This window comes from Williamsia sp. 1138, assembly GCF_002095435.2.
GTDB lineage: Bacteria > Actinomycetota > Actinomycetes > Mycobacteriales > Mycobacteriaceae > Williamsia.
This window is the reverse complement of sequence record NZ_MJEJ02000051.1, coordinates 63,334-80,813: the sequence shown is the minus strand read 5'-3', so window position 1 is coordinate 80,813 and position 17,480 is coordinate 63,334. Positions and strand designations below refer to the sequence as shown.

Annotated in this window: 15 protein-coding genes; 7 read left to right on the top strand and 8 right to left on the bottom strand. The window is 64.9% G+C overall.

Annotation, left to right across the window (positions count from 1 at the left end):
- Positions 1 to 80: 80 nt before the first annotated feature.
- Positions 81 to 1,223, top strand: coding sequence for an acyl-CoA dehydrogenase family protein (locus BH683_RS22535; RefSeq protein WP_084838520.1), 1,143 nt, complete (start codon positions 81 to 83; stop codon positions 1,221 to 1,223).
- A gap of 74 nt (positions 1,224 to 1,297) precedes the next feature.
- On the opposite strand, the gene lexA is transcribed toward BH683_RS22535, so the two are convergent.
- Positions 1,298 to 2,017, bottom strand: a complete 720-nt coding sequence (lexA, locus tag BH683_RS22530) for a transcriptional repressor LexA (RefSeq protein ID WP_084838693.1) — start codon at positions 2,015 to 2,017, stop codon at positions 1,298 to 1,300.
- Positions 2,018 to 2,248: 231 nt separating this feature from the next.
- On the opposite strand from lexA, the gene BH683_RS22525 reads away from it, so the two are divergent.
- Entirely contained in the window at positions 2,249 to 2,761 is a 513-nt protein-coding gene (locus BH683_RS22525; RefSeq protein WP_094647693.1) for a LysM peptidoglycan-binding domain-containing protein, read from the top strand.
- A gap of 95 nt (positions 2,762 to 2,856) precedes the next feature.
- Entirely contained in the window at positions 2,857 to 3,306 is a 450-nt protein-coding gene (gene nrdR, locus BH683_RS22520) for a transcriptional regulator NrdR (RefSeq protein ID WP_084838519.1), read from the top strand.
- 33 nt (positions 3,307 to 3,339) lie between these two features.
- Here nrdR and hrpA read toward each other — a convergent pair whose 3' ends face one another.
- The gene (gene hrpA, locus BH683_RS22515) at positions 3,340 to 7,197 is read right to left on the bottom strand and encodes an ATP-dependent RNA helicase HrpA (RefSeq protein ID WP_084838518.1); all 3,858 of its coding nucleotides are present in this window, start codon (positions 7,195 to 7,197) and stop codon (positions 3,340 to 3,342) included.
- 81 nt (positions 7,198 to 7,278) lie between these two features.
- On the opposite strand from hrpA, the gene BH683_RS22510 reads away from it, so the two are divergent.
- Positions 7,279 to 8,517 (top strand): aminotransferase class III-fold pyridoxal phosphate-dependent enzyme, encoded by a 1,239-nt coding sequence (locus BH683_RS22510; RefSeq protein WP_084838517.1) that lies wholly within the window; start codon positions 7,279 to 7,281, stop codon positions 8,515 to 8,517.
- Between the two features lie 70 nt (positions 8,518 to 8,587).
- Here BH683_RS22510 and BH683_RS22505 read toward each other — a convergent pair whose 3' ends face one another.
- Both BH683_RS22505 and BH683_RS22500 read right to left on the bottom strand, forming a co-directional pair.
- Positions 8,588 to 9,118: an alkyl hydroperoxide reductase gene (locus BH683_RS22505; RefSeq protein WP_084838516.1), complete on the bottom strand. Its 531-nt coding sequence runs from the start codon at positions 9,116 to 9,118 to the stop codon at positions 8,588 to 8,590.
- Between the two features lie 2 nt (positions 9,119 to 9,120).
- Entirely contained in the window at positions 9,121 to 9,708 is a 588-nt protein-coding gene (locus tag BH683_RS22500; RefSeq protein WP_084838515.1) for a peroxiredoxin, read from the bottom strand.
- A gap of 99 nt (positions 9,709 to 9,807) precedes the next feature.
- Here BH683_RS22500 and BH683_RS22495 point away from each other — a divergent pair, with 99 nt between their 5' ends.
- Positions 9,808 to 10,746: a hydrogen peroxide-inducible genes activator gene (locus BH683_RS22495; protein WP_084838514.1), complete on the top strand. Its 939-nt coding sequence runs from the start codon at positions 9,808 to 9,810 to the stop codon at positions 10,744 to 10,746.
- Between the two features lie 11 nt (positions 10,747 to 10,757).
- On the opposite strand, the gene BH683_RS22490 is transcribed toward BH683_RS22495, so the two are convergent.
- The 4 genes from BH683_RS22490 to BH683_RS22475 all read right to left on the bottom strand — a co-directional run bounded on the left by BH683_RS22490 (position 10,758) and on the right by BH683_RS22475 (position 15,426).
- Positions 10,758 to 11,201, bottom strand: a complete 444-nt coding sequence (locus BH683_RS22490; protein WP_210405257.1) for a MarR family transcriptional regulator — start codon at positions 11,199 to 11,201, stop codon at positions 10,758 to 10,760.
- Entirely contained in the window at positions 11,198 to 11,839 is a 642-nt protein-coding gene (locus tag BH683_RS22485; protein ID WP_084838512.1) for a DJ-1/PfpI family protein, read from the bottom strand. Before BH683_RS22485 ends, BH683_RS22490 begins: the two co-directional genes overlap by 4 nt.
- 68 nt (positions 11,840 to 11,907) lie before the next feature.
- Entirely contained in the window at positions 11,908 to 14,415 is a 2,508-nt protein-coding gene (locus BH683_RS22480) for a DEAD/DEAH box helicase (protein WP_084838691.1), read from the bottom strand.
- A gap of 27 nt (positions 14,416 to 14,442) precedes the next feature.
- Positions 14,443 to 15,426 carry a PAC2 family protein gene (locus tag BH683_RS22475; RefSeq protein WP_084838690.1) on the bottom strand — a complete coding sequence of 328 codons (984 nt, stop codon included), beginning with the start codon at positions 15,424 to 15,426 and terminating at the stop codon, positions 14,443 to 14,445.
- Positions 15,427 to 15,712: 286 nt separating this feature from the next.
- Here BH683_RS22475 and BH683_RS22470 point away from each other — a divergent pair, with 286 nt between their 5' ends.
- A complete protein-coding gene (locus BH683_RS22470; RefSeq protein ID WP_084838511.1) occupies positions 15,713 to 16,801 on the top strand; it encodes an S-(hydroxymethyl)mycothiol dehydrogenase in 1,089 nt (362 codons plus the stop codon).
- Positions 16,798 to 17,424, top strand: a complete 627-nt coding sequence (locus BH683_RS22465; RefSeq protein WP_084838510.1) for an MBL fold metallo-hydrolase — start codon at positions 16,798 to 16,800, stop codon at positions 17,422 to 17,424. Before BH683_RS22470 ends, BH683_RS22465 begins: the two co-directional genes overlap by 4 nt.
- The last annotated feature ends 56 nt before the right edge of the window (positions 17,425 to 17,480 follow it).

Sequence of the window (17,480 nt, the reverse complement as noted above, 5' to 3'; positions counted from 1 at the left end):
TAGAATCCAGTTACAGTTAATGGGAACCGAGGCGTCGCCCCCTTCGCCTGCTTTGTCCCCTTAGTAATGGAGATCTGCTGATGGAACGCACGTTGTTCGAGCCCGAGCACCTACTTTTCCGTGATTCGTACCGCAGCTTCCTCGACCAGCACGTGGCGCCGAACCACGATCGCTGGGAGGAGCAGAACATCGTCGATCGTGACGTGTGGATCGAAGCCGGAAAGAACGGCTTCCTGGCCGTCGACGCTCCAGAGGAGTTCGGGGGCGGTGGAGTCCAGGACTTCCGTTACAACGCCATCGTCGCCGAGGAATCGGCCCGTGGGGGCTACAGCGGACTCGGTTTCCCGCTACACAACGATGTGATCGCGCCGTACCTGCTCGAATTGACGAACGATGAGCAGAAGGCACGCTGGCTGCCCGGCTTCACCTCCGGAGAGCTGATCACCGCGATCGCCATGACCGAGCCGGGTACCGGCTCCGATCTGCAGGGCATCAAGACAAATGCCAAGAAAGACGGCGATCACTGGGTCCTCAACGGATCGAAGACCTTCATCACCAACGGCATCAACGCCGATCTCGTGATCGTGGTCGCGCGCACCGACCCCGAAGCCGGCGCCAAAGGCTTCAGCCTGCTCGTCGTCGAGCGTGACATGGACGGCTTCGAACGGGGCCGGAACCTGGACAAGCTGGGGATGAAGGCGCAGGACACCGCGGAATTGAGCTTCGACAACGTCCGTGTACCTGCAGAGAATCTGCTCGGTGAAGAGGGCCTCGGCTTCATCTACCTGATGCAGAACCTGCCCCGTGAGCGCCTGTCGATCGCAGTTGTCGCCGCCGCCGCCATGGAAGCCGTCCTCGAGACCACCGTGCAGTACGCGAAGGACCGCAAGGCATTCGGCCGTTCGATCGGCAACTTCCAGAACTCGCGTTTCCTTCTCGCAGAACTGGCGACGTCCACCGCCACGACGCGCGTATTCGTCGACCACTGCATCGGCTTGCTCAACGAGAAGAAACTGACGGTTCCGGACGCGGCGATGGCCAAGTACTACGCCACCGAGAACCAGGTTCAGCTCATCGATCGCTGCCTGCAGCTGCACGGCGGCTACGGCTACATGCGTGAGTACTCGGTCGCGAAGGCCTTTGTCGATTCGCGGGTCCAGACCATCTACGGTGGCACGACCGAGATCATGAAGGAAGTGATCGGTCGCAGCCTGGGGATCTGAATCCCTCCAGACGAACCGAGCGGGGTGCACCGGATAATCCGGTGCACCCCGCTCGGTGTTGTCAGGCAGTCGATTCAGAGGCGCCGCATCACGGTGACGACCTTGCCGAGGATCACCGCATCGTTGCCGGGGATGGGATCGAACACCGGGCTGTGCGGCATCAGCCAGACGGCGTCCTTCGTGCGCTTGAACGTCTTGACGGTGGCCTCGCCCTCGATCATGGCGGCCACGATGTCGCCGTTGTCCGCTACGTTCTGCTGGCGGACCACCACCCAGTCGCCATCACAGATGGCGGCGTCGATCATGGACTCACCAACGACCTTGAGCAGGAACAGGGAACCTTCCCCGACGAGTTCCTTGGGTAGCGGGAACACGTCTTCGACAGCTTCCTCCGCGAGGATGGGGCCGCCGGCCGCAATTCGACCGAGCACGGGTACGAATGTGGGCGTTGGCAGGGATTCGTCCGGGATCTGGACCTGACCAGCTGCCGTCGCCGGATTCAGGTCGGTGTCCTGCACGTTGACCGCTCGCGGTCGATTGTTCTCCCGCTGCAGGAATCCCTTGCGTTCGAGGGTGCGGAGCTGGTGGGCGACCGAGGATGTGGAGGTGAGTCCGACGGCGTCGCCGATCTCACGGATGCTCGGCGGATAACCGCGCTCGCGCACCGACGCCCTGATGACCTCGAGAACGGCCTTCTGGCGAGGTGTCAGCGAGCCCTCGGCCAGGGGTTCGGTGCTGACCACGGTGGTTGCCGCCGACTCTTGCGGACTTCGGGAATCAGTTGTTTCGGCCATCAGGGCCTCCATTTCGTGGTGTGTGGCCTGGTCGGTGCGAGGTTCGTCCTTGGTTTATGGGCCTCACGGTAATGGAAAATGTCACAACTCTCAAACATTTGTTCGAGCGGGCGTGGCGCGTGTCGGACCCCCGTGATACAACTCGAACATTCGTTCAATCGAACGAGTGATCGAAACCTCGCGGTCGAGTCCGCTGCGTTTCGGTCTCCGAGTGACCTGAGGATCGAACCCATGACTGCAGCCACCACCATCAACCGGCCGGCAACGTCTCGGCCCGTTCGTCGGCTCGCCGATTCCGGCGCCGGTACGCGCACCGTTCGTCCGGTTCGGCCGGCCGATACCAGCCGTCCCGCGGATCGCCGCCATGGAGTCGCCCGCCGAGGCTCCGCGGTCTCGTGCGGCGAATCGGACAACGCAACGCAACGGCCGACGCCGACAACCAGGAGCGTGTACGTCCGTCGCCGGGCGTGGGCCGCTGCTGCGGTAACCGGTGTAGGCCTCATGGCACTGGTGGTTTTCATGATGTTCTTCGGCGGCCTGGTGCAGCAGTCCGCGACCCCGGCGACCACCGGGACGGCGATCGTCCACGTGCAATCCGGAGAGTCCCTGAGTGACATTGCCTCTCGGCTCGCACCCGAGATGCCCACCGCAGCGGTCGTCGACGAGATCATGGAGCTCAACGGCATGAACAACTCGGCGTTGTCCGTCGGGCAGTCGCTGCTCACACCGGTGTACGCGCGGTAGCCGCAGTGCCGCCGCAGCCAATTGCCTGGGCGGTATCCTCGACGTCAGAGTGCCCGGTCACCATGCCTGGGCCGCCGACAGTCGAGGGACCCTGCATGCATTGCCCGTTTTGCAAGAACGAGGACACCCGAGTCGTCGATTCTCGGGTGGCGGACGAGGGGCAGGCGATCAGGCGCCGTCGCTCGTGTTCGCAGTGCGGCCGCCGGTTCACCACCGTGGAGAGTGCGGTGCTCGCTGTCGTCAAGCGCACGGGGGTCACCGAACCCTTCAGTCGCGAGAAGGTGATGAGAGGTGTACGCCGGGCGTGCCAGGGACGCGCCGTGGACGATGCGAAGCTCCAGCAGCTGGCGCAGCAGGTGGAAGAAGCTGTTCGCGCCACCGGTTCGGCCGAGGTTCCGAGCAACGAGGTCGGCCTGGCCATTCTCGGACCGTTGCGCGACCTGGACGAGGTCGCCTATTTGCGGTTCGCCTCGGTGTATCGCTCGTTCGATTCCGTCGACGACTTTCAGAAGGAGATCGACGATCTGCGTGCTGCCAAGCCATGACCGTCGATCGCGTTGATCATCGGAGTGCTTCGATCATCGGAGTGCTTTGATCGCCTTCACGACTCGCTTCTCCGAGACGGGGTAGGCGGTCCCCAAGTGCTGGGCGAACAGCCCCACCCGCAGCTCCTCGACCATCCAGCCCGCTTGCTCGTTGACGGCATCGCGGCGCGGTTGGGGGACCGTGCGCACATGCGCGGCCCATGCCGCGACCACTCGATCGATGGTGTCCATGGCCTGTGCATCCCTCGTGGCACTCGCCGGTAGTTGCTCGAGTCGCGAGATCGCCGCGTCTAGATATCGTGGGATCTCGCGCAACGCAACCGCACTGGTCGCGGAGATGAACCCATCGAACACCAGCTCGTCCAGTTGTTCGAGGACGTCGTCCTTGGCGGCCGTCACCGAGGTGGAGTCGAGTGCGCGCCGAAGCGGGGCGACCCGGGAGAGGATGTCCGCCGCCTGGCTCAGCTTCTCGGTGGCGCGGCGGTTCACCTGGCCGGCGACATGTGTCCTGAGAGCTGCGAATTCGGCGGCCGTCCACACATTCGGTTGATGCGGAACGAGATCGACCACTGCACCGCGCACGCAGTCGGCGAGCAACGCGGTGGTGGTGGGGTACGGGCTCTGACTGAGGGCCAGCCGGTGGGCGGTGCTCAGGGCGGTCGTGGCGGATTGTCGTAGGGCGGGCAGGCCGGCGATGAGCAGATCGACGACCGCAAGGTACATGTTCGCCTCTTGCTCGGCCGCGGTCGCGGCGGCGACCACGGTGAAACCCTTGCCACGGCGGACCAGAGCGGGGTAGCTGGTGATCTCCTGGCCGGCGACCACAGCGCTCACGGTGCGGTCGATGTCGCCGAAGGTGTCGGCAGTCCAGGTGTTCGCCACCGGGACGGCAACGGCGGCCGCCTCGCTCTCGAGCGCTGCACGGGCCCGTGCTGCGAGTGCATCTTGCAACTCGCGCAGGGACTTCGACGTCGCGAGTACGTTTCCGCCCGCATCGGTGGCCGCGAAGGTCATGCGCAGATGAGCCGGTAGCGCGGCGACGCGCAGGTCGGCCGCGGCGACGGCCACGCCGGTACGGTCGCGGACTTGTTCTGCCACCGACTCGGTCAGCGGACGGGCCCGCGGGGTCACCGACGCCAGGATGTCCGCCGCGAGGTCGGGAGCCGGACCCACCTGACGCCGTAGGGTTTTCGGGAGCGTACGCAGCAGTTCGGTGATCAGCTCCAGTCGCATTCCCGGCACCAGCCAGTCGAACCCGGACGGACGGGCCCGGACGAGGAGCGACAGCGGTATCAGTACGGTGACACCGTCGTCGGCCGTACCGGGCTCGAAGCGATAGCGCAGGTCATAGCTGGTGTCGCCCTGGCGCCACCGGTCGGGGAATCCGGTGGGATCACTTGCGGCGTCGGCTGCGACCAGGTCGGCAGGGTCGAGGTCGAGGAGCGTGGGAGAGCGTTTGCGGGCAGTCTTCCACCAGGTGTCGAAGTGCCTGCCCGACACCACCTCCGGTCCGATGTGCTGATCGTAGAAGGCGAAGAGCGTGTCGTCATCGACGATGACGTCGGTACGACGGACCCGATGTACCGACTCCTCGGCGTCGTCGAGCAACGCGCGGTTGCGATGGAAGAACGGGTGCTGCGTGCGCCAGTCACCTTCGACCAGTGCGTGCCGGATGAACAACTCCCTGGCGGCCTCGGGATCGATCGAGCCGTAGTTCACGCGACGTTGCGTGACCAGCGGGACGCAGTAGAGAGTCACCCGTTCGTATGCCATTGCCGCAGAGTGTTTTCCCGACCAGTGCGGCTCGCTGTACTGCCGTTTGACGAGGTCCCCGGCGAGGCGTTCGGCCCACTCGGGCTCGATGCGGGCGGCAGTGCGTGCCCACAGGCGCGACGTCTCGACGATCTCCGCGGCCATCACGAAGCGTGGTGGCTTGTTCGACAGATAGGACCCGGGGAAGATCATGAACTTGGTACCGCGTGATCCCAGGAATTCCTTGGTGTCGCCTTCGCGAACGCCGATCTGACTCAACAGGCCAGAGAGCACAGACTGGTGGATTGCGGTCGCCGCAGGCGTGTCTGCCTCTGGTGCTGCCACGGTACCGGGCACCGTCCAGCCGAGGTCGCGCGCGATCCGGACGAGTTGGGAGTGCAGGTCCCGCCACTCCCGAATGCGGAGGCCATGGAGGAACTCTCGACTGCAACGCTTGCGGAATTGGTTGGAGGAAAGTTCTTTTCGCAGATCTTCAAGGTACACCCAGAGATTGAGCAGGGTCAGGAACTCTGAACCCGGCACGGCAAATCGTTTGTGCGACTCGTCGGCGGCCTGGCGATGGTCTGCGGGTCGTTCGCGGACGTCGGGCAGAGAGAGCGCGGCGGTGATCACCAGCATGGGCCCGAGGGCGCCCTGCGTCTCGGCCTCTACCAGCATGCGCGCAAGTCTCGGATCAACGGGGATGCGGGACAACGACTTCCCGATGGGAGTCAACCGCCGCACCGGTGTGTCCGCCGTCGGCGCTGCGAGTGCCCCGAGTTCTTCGAGCAGTTGCTGCCCGTCGCGAATGGCCTTGGGGTCGGGTGGTTGCACGAAGGGAAAGCGACCGACATCGCCGAGGCCCAGTGAGGTCATCGTCAAGATCACTGCGGCGAGATTGGTTCGCAGAATCTCCGGTTCGGTGTATTCCGGACGTGACTCGAAGTCATCCTCGCTGTAGAGGCGGATGCACACGCCCGCGGCCACCCGGCCACAGCGGCCGGCGCGCTGTCGCGCGCTGGCCTGGGAGATCGGTTCGATCGGCAGTCGCTGCACTTTTGTGCGGGTCGAATACCGGGAGATGCGCGCGGTGCCGGCGTCGATCACGTAGTGGATCCCGGGAACCGTCAGCGACGTCTCGGCGACGTTGGTGGACAGCACGATTCGGCGCCCGCGGTGCGGCGAGAACACGCGGTGCTGGTCGGCGGCCGACAGGCGTGCAAACAGCGGTATGACCTCGACGCCCTTGGCTTCCAGATGCTTCAACGAGGCGGCGGTGTCCGTGATCTCACGCTCGGTGGGAAGAAAGACCAGGATGTCACCCGGGCCTTGTCGGAAGAGTTCGTCAACTGCCGCGCCGATCGCCTGCAGCTGGTCGAGATCTGCTTCGTCTTCGTCCTCCACGATCAGCGGTCGGTAGCGAACCTCCACCGGGTACGTCCGGCCCGACACCTCGATGATCGGCACCGGGGCGCCGTCCGTGGCGAAATGTTCGGCGAAGCGTCCGGGCTCGATGGTGGCCGAGGTGATGATCACCTTCAGGTCCGGCCGTTGGGGCAGGAGCTGCTTGAGGTACCCGAGTATGAAGTCGATGTTGAGGCTGCGCTCGTGCGCCTCGTCGATGATCAGCGTGTCGTATTCGCGCAGCTGTCGATCACGCGACAACTCCCGCAGCAAGATGCCGTCGGTCATGACCTTCACGAGCGTGTCATCACCGGCCCTGTCGGTGAATCGCACCGAATAGCCGATCAATTCGCCGAGTTCGGTACCGGTCTCCTCTGCGATTCGCTCCGCCACCGAGCGGGCGGCGAGGCGCCGTGGTTGAGTGTGCCCGATACGTCCGGAGACACCTCGGCCGAGTTCTAGGCAGATCTTCGGCAACTGCGTCGTCTTGCCGGATCCGGTCTCACCTGCCACCACGATCACCTGGTGCTGCAAGATCGCTGCCGCGATGTCCTCGCGAGCAGCGGAGACCGGCAACTCGGGGGGATAGCTGATGGTGGGCACCAGGGCCCGCCGACGCTCGGTCTCGGCGGGGGACAGCCGAGACCGGTTTCCTCGCCGCTGATCAGGGCGGCGCCTGCGTCGTCCGGGAGCCTGGTCGGCTGTCTTGTTGGACTCGTTCGGCGCGGTCGACATATCTCCTCCATGATAGTCCGGCGAGGGAGTGCCCCGGCCCAGGCTGGTGTCGCCCGCAGCGCTGCGGGCATGATGTAGCGCATGACTGCTTCGACTTCCGCCGGTCTCTGGCACGGTTTCGCCGACATGGGCGCGGTGAGCGCCACCGGGCCATTCGTGGTCGCCAAGGGTGAGGGCGTACACATCTGGGACACCTCGGGTAACAAGTACCTCGACGCGACAGCGGGACTCTGGTTCACGAACGTCGGTCACGGCCGGACCCAGATCGCCGAGGCGGTCGCGCGCCAGCTGGGCACGCTCGCCCATTACTCGGGCTTCGGGGACATCACCTCGGACGTCACCGCTGCGCTCGGGGACCGTCTCGCTGGCCTCGCGCCCATTCCCGGTAGCAAGGTGTTCTTCACCTCGGGCGGCAGCGACTCGGTCGACTCGGCGGTCAAACTCGCACGGCGCTACTGGCACGAACTGGGAAAGCCCGACAAGAAGATCGTGGTGGGCCGCACCAAGGCGTACCACGGTATGCACGTCGGCGGAACAGCATTGTCAGGGCTACCGCCCAACCGCGAGAACTACGGCGAACTGATGACGGACGCGGCGACGGTCGAGTGGGATGACGCGAAGAGCCTGCTCGGCTTGATCGAGCGGATCGGCGCCGACAACATCGCCGCCTTCTTCTGCGAGCCGATCATCGGGGCCGGCGGCATCTATCTGCCACCAGAGGGCTACCTGACCGAGGTGCGCCAGATCTGCCGCGACAACGACGTGCTCTTCGTGGCCGACGAAGTGGTGACCGGGTTCGGACGCATCGGTGGGTCGTGGTTCGCCTCGACACGTTTCGATCTCCAGCCGGACATGATCGCCACCGCGAAGGGTTTGACGTCGGGATACGTGCCGATGGGCGCGTTGTTCATCGCGCCCCACATCGCTGAGCCGTTTTACGCCGGCGGGGTGTGGTGGCGGCACGGTTACACCTACGGCGGGCACGCAGGTGCGGCCGCTGCGGCCATGGCGAACCTGGACATCATCGAGTCCGAGGGGCTGCGCGAAGAGGCGGCACGGCTGGAATCGGACCTGCATGTGGCGCTCGCTCCACTCGCGGATCTGCCCGCGGTGAGTGAGGTGCGCAGCGGACTCGGCGCGGTGAGCGCCGTGCAGCTGGAGGACCCGGGCACGGCACCTGCGGTCATCGCAGCGCTACGCCGTCACGGTGTCAGTGGTCGGGCCGCAGGCCAAGGCGCGCTGCAGATCTCACCGTCGTTCGTGATGACCTCGGCTCAGGTCGCCGAACTCGCCGAGCGAATGTCAGATGCTTTGACGTAATTCGTCTGTGGACAACAAAGAGCAGGGACTCCGCGCGGAGTCCCTGCTCTTCGTACGTCACCGCCAGGAGTTACCCGACGAGCACCTCGGCAGTGCTGAGGGCGGCTGCCACCCCCGCCACGATGGAGGCGACCTTGAGCGATTCGAAGATCGCTTCGCGGTCGATGCCCGCTTCGCGCAGTGTGTTCTCATGCGCTGCAACACAATGACCGCAACCGTTGATCGAGGACACCGCGAACGACCAGAGTTCGAAATCGGCCTTGTCCACACCGGGGTTACCGATGATGTTCATCCGTAGCCCGGGACGCAGGTCGTCGTACTTGCCGTCGAGAAATCCGCGACCGCGATAGAACACGTTGTTCATGCCCATGATCGAGGCGGCGCCCAACGCGGCGTTGTATGCGTCAGCCGACAGGTTGTCCGCGGCTTCGTCTGCGATCTCCTTGAGTACCACGGCGTTCTTGGTGGCTGCCGCGGTCGAGAGGAGGGTTCCCCAGAGTTGCTCGTCCTTGAGGACCGTGGTCCTCGAGATGGACCCCAGGTTGAGCTTGAGGTCTTTCGCGTACTCCGGAAGCGCTTCCTTCAGGTTGTCGATACTCATCCTCAGACGCTCGCAGTCAGCAGTTCGCCTGCGTCGATGGTGGGATCACCCTTTTTCCAGTTGCAGGCGCACAATTCGTCCGACTGCAGCGCGTCGAGCACTCGCAGAACCTCGTCGACATTGCGGCCGACGGAGCCGGCGGTGACGGAGACGAACTGGATCTCGTTGTTCGGGTCGACGATGAAGGTTGCGCGGTCGGCGACACCGTCGGCGTTGAGAACTCCTGCAGCCGAGGCCAGTTCGCGCTTGAGATCTGACAGCATGGGGAAGGGGAGCGTCTTGAGATCTTCGTGCTGTGCCCTCCACTGGAAGTGGACGAACTCGTTGTCGACGGATGCGCCGAGTACCTGGGCGTCGCGATCGGCGAACTCATCGTTCAGCTTGCCGAATGCTGCGATCTCGGTGGGGCACACGAACGTGAAGTCCTTGGGCCAGAAGAAGACGATGCGCCACTTGCCGGCGGAGTCGTCGCTCGTGATGGTCGTGAAGTAGTCGTCGGGCTGCTGGGCGTTGACCTTCGAGAGATCTCCACCGATGACGGCCGTCAGATTGTATGAGGGAAATTGGTCGCCAATGGTCAGCAAAGACAAAGTTGCTCCTTAGATGTCACGATTTCTTACGCGGTGCCCCCAATCTTGCCGGTAAGCCGGTGAAAAGAAAACGTGATGAGTAGCACTATAGTGATAGGTATGACCGATCAAACTTATCAGCCGACGATCGCCGGGCTGAAGGCATTCGCGGCTATTGCAGACAAGAGGCATTTCGGTTCGGCGGCAGATGGTTTGGGTGTGAGCCAGCCCTCGTTGTCTCAGGCGCTCGCGGCGCTCGAAACAGGTTTGGGGCTCCGGTTGGTCGAGCGGTCGACGCGGCGTGTCTTCTTGACGAGCGAGGGCGAGGCACTCCTGCCGCGTGCCACCGCGGTCATCGAGGCTGTCGATATGTTCACCGCGGCGGCGGTGGGGGTGGCTCAGCCGTTGTCGGGCACTGTGCGACTGGGACTCATCCCGACGGTCGCGCCGTACGTTCTACCCTCGGTGCTGCGTGATCTGGCCACGCAGCTTCCCGAGCTCTCGGTACGTGTCGTCGAGGACCAGACGTCACGTCTGCTTGATGCGCTGCGGCACAACTCGATCGATGCCGCGATGGTCGCCCTGCCCGTCGATGCGCCCGGCATGATCGAGATCGCCATGTACGACGAAGACTTCGTGCTGGCCTTGCCTCCGGGACATGTGCTGGCCGGTCGAAGTCGCGTCGACCCCGCCGCGCTCGCGGACCTGCCTCTGCTCTTGCTCGACGAAGGTCATTGCCTGCGGGATCAGGCGCTGGAGGTGTGCAGGCTGGCAGGGGTCCGGCCGGACGTCGGTCCCACGCGGGCCGCGTCGCTGGCGACCGCTGTCCAGTGTGTGGAGGGTGGTCTCGGCGTCACCCTGATCCCGCAGACGGCGGTCCAGACCGAAACCGCGAGGGGCGCCTTGGCGATCGCAAGGTTCGGCCGGCCCCGTCCGGGCCGCCGGATAGGACTGGTGATGCGCGCGACCAGCGGACGAGAGGACGAGTACCGCCAGTTGGCGGCGCTGATCGCCGGGACGATCACAGGTGCGGGCCTGGGCGCCGTGAAATCGGCTTAGTTCCCGGCGTGTCAGAGGCGGTCGAGCCTGTGCAGGGCATCGGAGAGTTCCTGTAATCCGGACAGCGCTGCAGCCCAGGTGGTTTCGTCGATGATCTCACTCAATCGACGCGCCATCTCGCTGTGCCCGGGGTTGATCAGCCGGACGGCGGAAAGCCCGGCCTCGGTGATGTCGACGAGTTTCGCCCGGCGGTGCGCCGGATTGTCGCGAAAGGTCACCAGGCCCTGCTCGGCGAGAAGATCGGCGGTGCGCTGAACACTCTGCCGGGTTATCCCCATCTCCCGGGCGATGTCTGACACCGAAAGTGGTTCTGAGAGTACTGCGCCGAGAACTTGCCAGCGGGTCGCGGTCAGGCCGGCGGGAGCGGCGAGAGCCTCGGCGACGGCGAGGAACTGGCCGTTGAGGCGGAAAGCCGTGAGAGCCGAGTCGCTGAGTAGCTGCTGGGGGTCGCTCACGAGGTGGCTGCCATCAACTCGTAGTAGCCGGCGGGGTCGCCACTGTAGAGCTTGGTCCATGCTGCGAGGGTCTCGGGCGCGTACAGGTCCAGTTCCGCGAAGATCTCCCGCGCGAAAGGCACCGGATGCATTGCTGCAGCGGTGATCAGATGGCCGGCGCGGCTGTTGTCGGTGACCGCGGGCTCGTCCACGTAATCTGCCGCGCCCGCGTAGCCGGTCCACGACAGGGCTTCCGCTGCGTTGCTGGTGTGGCGGCGGCCATTGAGCAGTCCGCGCTGTGCCATGGCGACCGTGGCACCGCAGATCCCCGCGACGGGTGTTCCGGCTGCGAGGAAGTCGGCTGCCGCATCCACGAATCCGGTCAGTCCGCCGTTCAGGTAGTCCGACGCGCCGGGCAGGATGAGCATGGCGCTGTCTCGCGGGTCGAGATCGGCGAGCGCCATGTCAGGTGCGATGCGCACGCCTCCCGCGGTGGTGATCGATTCCATCGTCGGCCCGACGGTGCGAATCCGGTACCTACCGGGGTGAGCCTGATACTCGGGATTGTTGATGTGCGCGACTGCGTGACCGGTCTCCCAGTCGGCGAGGGTGTCGTAGACGGCGAGATGCACGGTCTGTGGATATGTTTCTGGGGACATGACAGCATTCTGTCATTGTTGACAGAATGCTGTCAAGATTCCATGCTGCTCAGCTTCATGTGGCTCAGTCAGCCCGGAATGATCTCCATGTCCTGGAGTTCGGGCTCATCGTCGGCGGTCTCGGGGGCGCTGAACCGGGCGAGCAACGACCACCCGCGATGCCCGTCGGGGTCGTCGAGTACCTGTCTGGCCACCCACTGATCGTCTTCGCGAGTGACACTGAACAGCGCCGGTCCTCGCGCCTCCGGGCCGGCGCCGACGTCGCCGTACTCGTCGATGAAATCGGCCATCTCTTCGGCCCAGTCGAGGTCAGGATAGGCCGACTGCAAGTCGAACCAGGCGCGCCGCGACAACAGGTTGACGTAGCGGAACATCGTGTTCCGCAGCTGGACCCGAATGGCACGGGCATTCGGGGCCCGTCCGGGTGTGGGTGACCCGGCGGCGATCGGGTCGATGGGCCCGTCGTCGGGATGGGTGAGTTGCTCCCACTCGTCGAGCAGGCTCGAGTCGACGCGGCGGACCAGGTCGCCCAGCCACTCGACCACGTCGTCGACTTCGTCGGTCCGGGCGGAGTTCGGAATGCTCTGCCGCAGGGTGCGATAGACGTCGGTGAGGTAGCGCAGGACCACACCCTCGCTCCGGGCCAGGGAGTACCGGGAGATGAGATCGCCCCAGTCCATCCCTTCCTCGATCATCTGGCGCACCACCGACTTCGGGCGCGGAGGTGTGTCGGCGACCCATGGGTGACCCTGTTGGTAGATCCCGAAGGCCTCGAAGATGAACTCACGCAGCGGCCGAGGCCAGGTGACCTCGGTCAGCAGCTCCATCCGCTCTTCGTACTCCACGCCGTCGGCCTTCATCCGCGCGATCGCCTCGTCGCGGGCACTCTTCTGCTGAGCCATGAGAACCGGTCGTGGATCGTCCAGGGTCGCCTCGACGATCGAGATCAAGTCGACGGTGTAGCTCTCCGAGTCGGTGTCGAGCAGTTCGAACGTAGCCAGCGCAAAAGGGGACAGCGGGTTGTTGAGGGCGAAATTCGCCGGAAGGTCGACGGCCAGAACGGCATGGCGGCCGTATTCGTCGGGTTCGTCCAGACGCCGGACCACGCCGCTGTCTATCAGCGATCGGTACAGCCGCAGCGCTCGCAGGATGTGCCAACGCTGCCGGGCGCGGGTCTCGTGGTTGTCTTCGAGCAGGTGTCGCATCGCGGTGAAGCAATTGCCCGGGCGAGCAATGACTTCCAGCAGCATCGAGGTGGTCACGGTGAATCGGGAGCGCAGAGGTTCTGGCGGCGCGACGATGAGCTTCTCGAAGGTGGCCTCGCCCCACGAGACAAAGCCCTCGGGCGCCTTCTTGCGCTGGATCTTCTTCAGTTTCTTCGGATCGTCGCCGGCCTTGGCGACCAGTCGGGCGTTCTCCACGTCGTGGTCGGGTGCCTGGGCGACCACGAACCCACGCACATCGAATCCGGCGCGCCCCGCACGACCCGCGATCTGGTGGAACTCGCGCGCTTTGAGATGACGCTGCCGGACGCCGTCGTACTTGGTCAGACCGGTCAGCAATACCGTGCGGATGGGCACGTTGATGCCGACACCGAGGGTGTCCGTGCCGCATACCACCCGCAGCAGACCTTGTTGGGCCAGGCGTTCCACCAGGCGTCGGTAGCGGGGGAGCATCCCGGCGTGGTGAACCCCGATGCCCGCTCGGACGGTTTTCGACAGGGTCTTCCCGAACCCGGTGCTGAAACGGAAATCGCCGATTTCCTCGGCAATCGCGTCACGTTCGGCGCGGCTGCAGATATTGGCACTGAGCAGGGACTGTGCCCGTTCCATCGCAGAGAGCTGGGTGAAGTGGACTACGTACACCGGCGCCCGATCTTTGTGGATCAATTCTTCGATGGTCTCGTGGACGGGCCGGGTCGAATACGAGTAGTCCAGAGGAACGGGCCGGGTGGTGCCGGTGATCGCGGCAGTGTCGCGGCCGGTCCGGCGCCGAAGATCGTCGACGAAAAAACTCACGTCGCCGAGGGTTGCCGACATCAACACGAACTGGCAGCCGGCCAGTTCGATCAACGGGACCTGCCAGGCCCAGCCGCGGTCGGCTTCGGCGTAGTAATGGAACTCATCCATCACGATTACGCCGATCGAGTCGTCGTCGCCCGCGCGGAGGGCGATGTTGGCGACGACCTCGGCAGTGGCACAGATGATCGGTGCGGTGGGGTTCACCGAGGCGTCGCCGGTGAGCATGCCGACCTTGTCGGCGCCGAATTGCGAGCACAGATCGAAGAACTTTTCACTGACGAGGGCCTTGATCGGCGCGGTGTAGAAGGCCCGCCGACCCTGCGCCGCAGCGAAATACAGCGCACCACTGGCAACCAACGATTTTCCCGAACCCGTGGGGGTCGAGATGATGACGTTGGATCCGGCCGCGAGCTCGATGAGCGCTTCGTCTTGGTGGGGATACAGGGAAATCCCTCGCGCCCCCCACCATGCCGTGAAAGAGCTGTACAGCTCATCGAGATCAGGCTCGGTCTCGGCTGGGAATTCGAGGGGCCGGACCTGCGGCGAATGGGTCACCACTGCAGGTTATGGCACCGAACGCGGTCAGCCCGCAGCGCCGTCACCCTTGTCGTCGCCGTCGCGTGATTCCGCGTCGTTCTCGGTCGTGGCTTCGTTCTGGGCGTGGTCGGCCAGGAACCGTTCGAGCTCGGCTCCGAGCTCGTCGCCGGTGGGCAGATCACCCTCGGCGGCCAGCAGAGAAGCCTTCTCCTGCTGCGCCTGGTTGAACGTGTCGTACTGGGTCTCCAGAGCTGCAACCACGGACTCGACCTCCTGGTTACCCGACACCTCCGCATCGACCTGGGTGCGCACCTTTTCTGCTGCGTTGGCCAGGGCAGCGGTCGGGAGATCGAGACCCGTCACCTCGCCCAGTGATTCCAGCAGTTTGTGGGATGCGGCGGGGTACTCGGCCTGCGACAGGTAGTGCGGGACGTGCACCGACAGTCCGGCGGTCGCCAGACCACGCTCACCGAGACGGAGTTCGAGCAGCATGGACGCGCTGCCGGGGACCTTGAGCTCCGAACCCCACCGGGGCAGTGAACCGATCAGGTCCTTGCTGTTCCCGTGGGCGGTGATCGTCGAGGGTCGCGTGTGCGGGATGCCCATCGGTATGGCGTTGAGTCCGATCACCGAGGTCACCCCGAACTGATCCGAGAGAGCACCGATCGCAGCGACGAAGCGTTCCCAGCGCAGGTCGGGTTCGGCACCCGACAACAGCAGGAACGGGGTTCCGTTGTTGTCGCGGATCGCGTGCAGGGTCAGCTCGGGCATGGCCGCTGCGGTGAACTCGTCGCCGGTGAAGGTCATCAGCGGACGGCGCGAGCGGTAGTCGATCAGTTCGTCGGTGGAGAACGTGGCGACCAGCTCCGAATCGAGACTCTGCCGCAAATGGTCGGATGCCAACTTGATGGCGTGTCCGGCGTCCGCGAATCCTTCGAGGGCGTGGATCAGCACCGGACCGGCACCCTCGTCATCTGCCAGTTGTGGTGCTGGGAATTCGAGTTCGTAGAGAGTGGACTTCTCGTCCATGGCGAACCTCCTCGCTGCCCAGTCGTGCGGTGTGTCGTCCATTGTCTCCCATGAGCACCCCTACCCACCAATTCCGGCCTTCGGCCGGCCCTGCGGTGACGTCGGTTCCATGGACTTCTATGTGTCAACAGTGGTCGTCCGCGCAGGATTCCCACCAGTGCGTTCGCTCAGTGCGAACAACGGTCGCCGCCGATCGCTCCGGCGTCCATCCATGCACGCATGGCCATCTGGATATCGCTTAGGGTTGGTGCCGAGCGACAACTATGGACAGCGGCGAGAGGCAGTCATGGCAGAGCAGGTTCGTGGTGTGGTGTCGGCAGGCAAGGGTGCTCCGACGACCATCGAGACGATCACCATTCCCGATCCGGGCCCACGCGATGTGGTGGTGAAGATCCAGGCGTGCGGCGTATGCCACACAGATCTGGCCTACCGCGAGGGTGGGATCAACGACGAATACCCGTTCTTGCTCGGTCACGAGGCCGCCGGCATCGTCGAGACCGTCGGTGACCAGGTCACCCTCGTCGAGCCCGGCGACTTCGTGGTCCTGAACTGGCGTGCGGTGTGCGGCGAATGCCGGGCCTGCAAACGCGGCCGGCCGCAGTACTGTTTCAACACCCACAATGCGAGCAAGCCGATGACGCTGGCCGATGGCACCGCGTTGACCCCGGCGCTGGGTATCGGCGCGTTCGCCGACAAGACGCTGGTTCACGAGGGCCAATGCACCAAGGTCGCCCCGGATGCAGATCCGGCCGTGGTGGGACTGCTCGGATGCGGCGTCATGGCCGGGCTTGGTGCCGCGATGAACACCGGCGGCGTGGTCCGCGGAGACAGTGTCGCGGTGATCGGCTGCGGCGGTGTCGGCGACGCCGCCATCGCCGGTGCCCGCCTGGCCGGCGCGACGAAGATCATCGCGGTCGATCGTGATGCCCGCAAGCTCGAGTGGGCCACCGACCTCGGTGCCACGCACACCATCGACGGCTCGAAGACCGATGATGTCGTCACGGCGATCCAGGATCTCACCGACGGCAACGGCGCCGACGTCGTGATCGACGCGGTCGGGCGGCCCGAGACCTACAAGACGGCGTTCTACGCGCGGGATCTGGCCGGGGTTGTCGTCCTCGTCGGCGTGCCGACGCCGGACATGAAGCTCGAACTCCCACTGATCGACTTCTTCTCCCGCGGTGGCGCGCTCAAGTCGTCCTGGTACGGCGATTGCCTGCCCGAACGCGATTTCCCGATGCTCGTCGACCTCTATCAGCAGGGCCGGTTGCCGCTGGAGAAGTTCGTCTCCGAGCGGGTCGGCCTCGACGATGTCGAAGCCGCCTTCCACAAGATGGAGGCAGGCGAAGTGCTCCGCTCGGTGGTGATCCTGTGACCATACGCATCGAGAACGTCGTCACCTCCGGCCAATTCAGCCTCGACGGCGGAACCTGGGACGTCGACAACAACATCTGGCTCATCGGCGACGACTCCGAGGTCGTGATCATCGACGCCGCCCACTCGGCGACCCCGATCATCGACGCCGTCGCGGGCCGCACCGTGAAGGCTGTCCTACTGACGCACGGCCACAACGACCACGTCACCGTCGCGCCGGAGCTGTCGCAACGCCTCGACGCCCCGATGCTCCTGCACCCGGGCGACCGCATGCTCTGGGACCAGACCCACCCCGACATCGCCCCCAGCGAGCTCGAGGACGGACAGAAGATCACCGTCGGCGGCGCCGATCTCGTCATCATCAACACCCCGGGACACTCGCCCGGATCGTGCTCGATCTACGCGCCCGAACTCGGCGTCCTGTTCAGCGGCGACACCCTGTTCTCCGGCGGTCCCGGCGCGACCGGGCGTTCGTTCTCCTCGTTCCCGACCATCATCGAATCCATCCAGACCAAGATCTTCAACCTGCCCGCCGAGACGAAAGTCAACACCGGGCACGGCGACTCGACAGCAGTCGGCGAGGAGTCACCGCACCTGGAGGAATGGATCAAACGCGGGAGCTGACGCTCCGCCGGTCCACCCACCCGAATTCGCACCACCCACCCGCAATTGCTGGTGGG

Excerpts from the sequence above, each read along its gene's own strand:
- BH683_RS22475 (WP_084838690.1), bottom strand. The coding sequence starts at position 15,426 with ATGGACGAGAAGTCCACTCTCTACGAACTCGAATTCCCAGCACCACAA.
- hrpA (WP_084838518.1), bottom strand. The coding sequence starts at position 7,197 with ATGTCGACCGCGCCGAACGAGTCCAACAAGACAGCCGACCAGGCTCCC.
- BH683_RS22495 (WP_084838514.1), top strand. The coding sequence starts at position 9,808 with ATGACCGATCAAACTTATCAGCCGACGATCGCCGGGCTGAAGGCATTC.
- BH683_RS22505 (WP_084838516.1), bottom strand. The coding sequence starts at position 9,118 with ATGAGTATCGACAACCTGAAGGAAGCGCTTCCGGAGTACGCGAAAGAC.
- BH683_RS22535 (WP_084838520.1), top strand. The coding sequence starts at position 81 with ATGGAACGCACGTTGTTCGAGCCCGAGCACCTACTTTTCCGTGATTCG.
- nrdR (WP_084838519.1), top strand. The coding sequence starts at position 2,857 with ATGCATTGCCCGTTTTGCAAGAACGAGGACACCCGAGTCGTCGATTCT.
- BH683_RS22485 (WP_084838512.1), bottom strand. The coding sequence starts at position 11,839 with ATGTCCCCAGAAACATATCCACAGACCGTGCATCTCGCCGTCTACGAC.
- lexA (WP_084838693.1), bottom strand. The coding sequence starts at position 2,017 with ATGGCCGAAACAACTGATTCCCGAAGTCCGCAAGAGTCGGCGGCAACC.
- BH683_RS22470 (WP_084838511.1), top strand. The coding sequence starts at position 15,713 with ATGGCAGAGCAGGTTCGTGGTGTGGTGTCGGCAGGCAAGGGTGCTCCG.
- BH683_RS22510 (WP_084838517.1), top strand. The coding sequence starts at position 7,279 with ATGACTGCTTCGACTTCCGCCGGTCTCTGGCACGGTTTCGCCGACATG.
- BH683_RS22525 (WP_094647693.1), top strand. The coding sequence starts at position 2,249 with ATGACTGCAGCCACCACCATCAACCGGCCGGCAACGTCTCGGCCCGTT.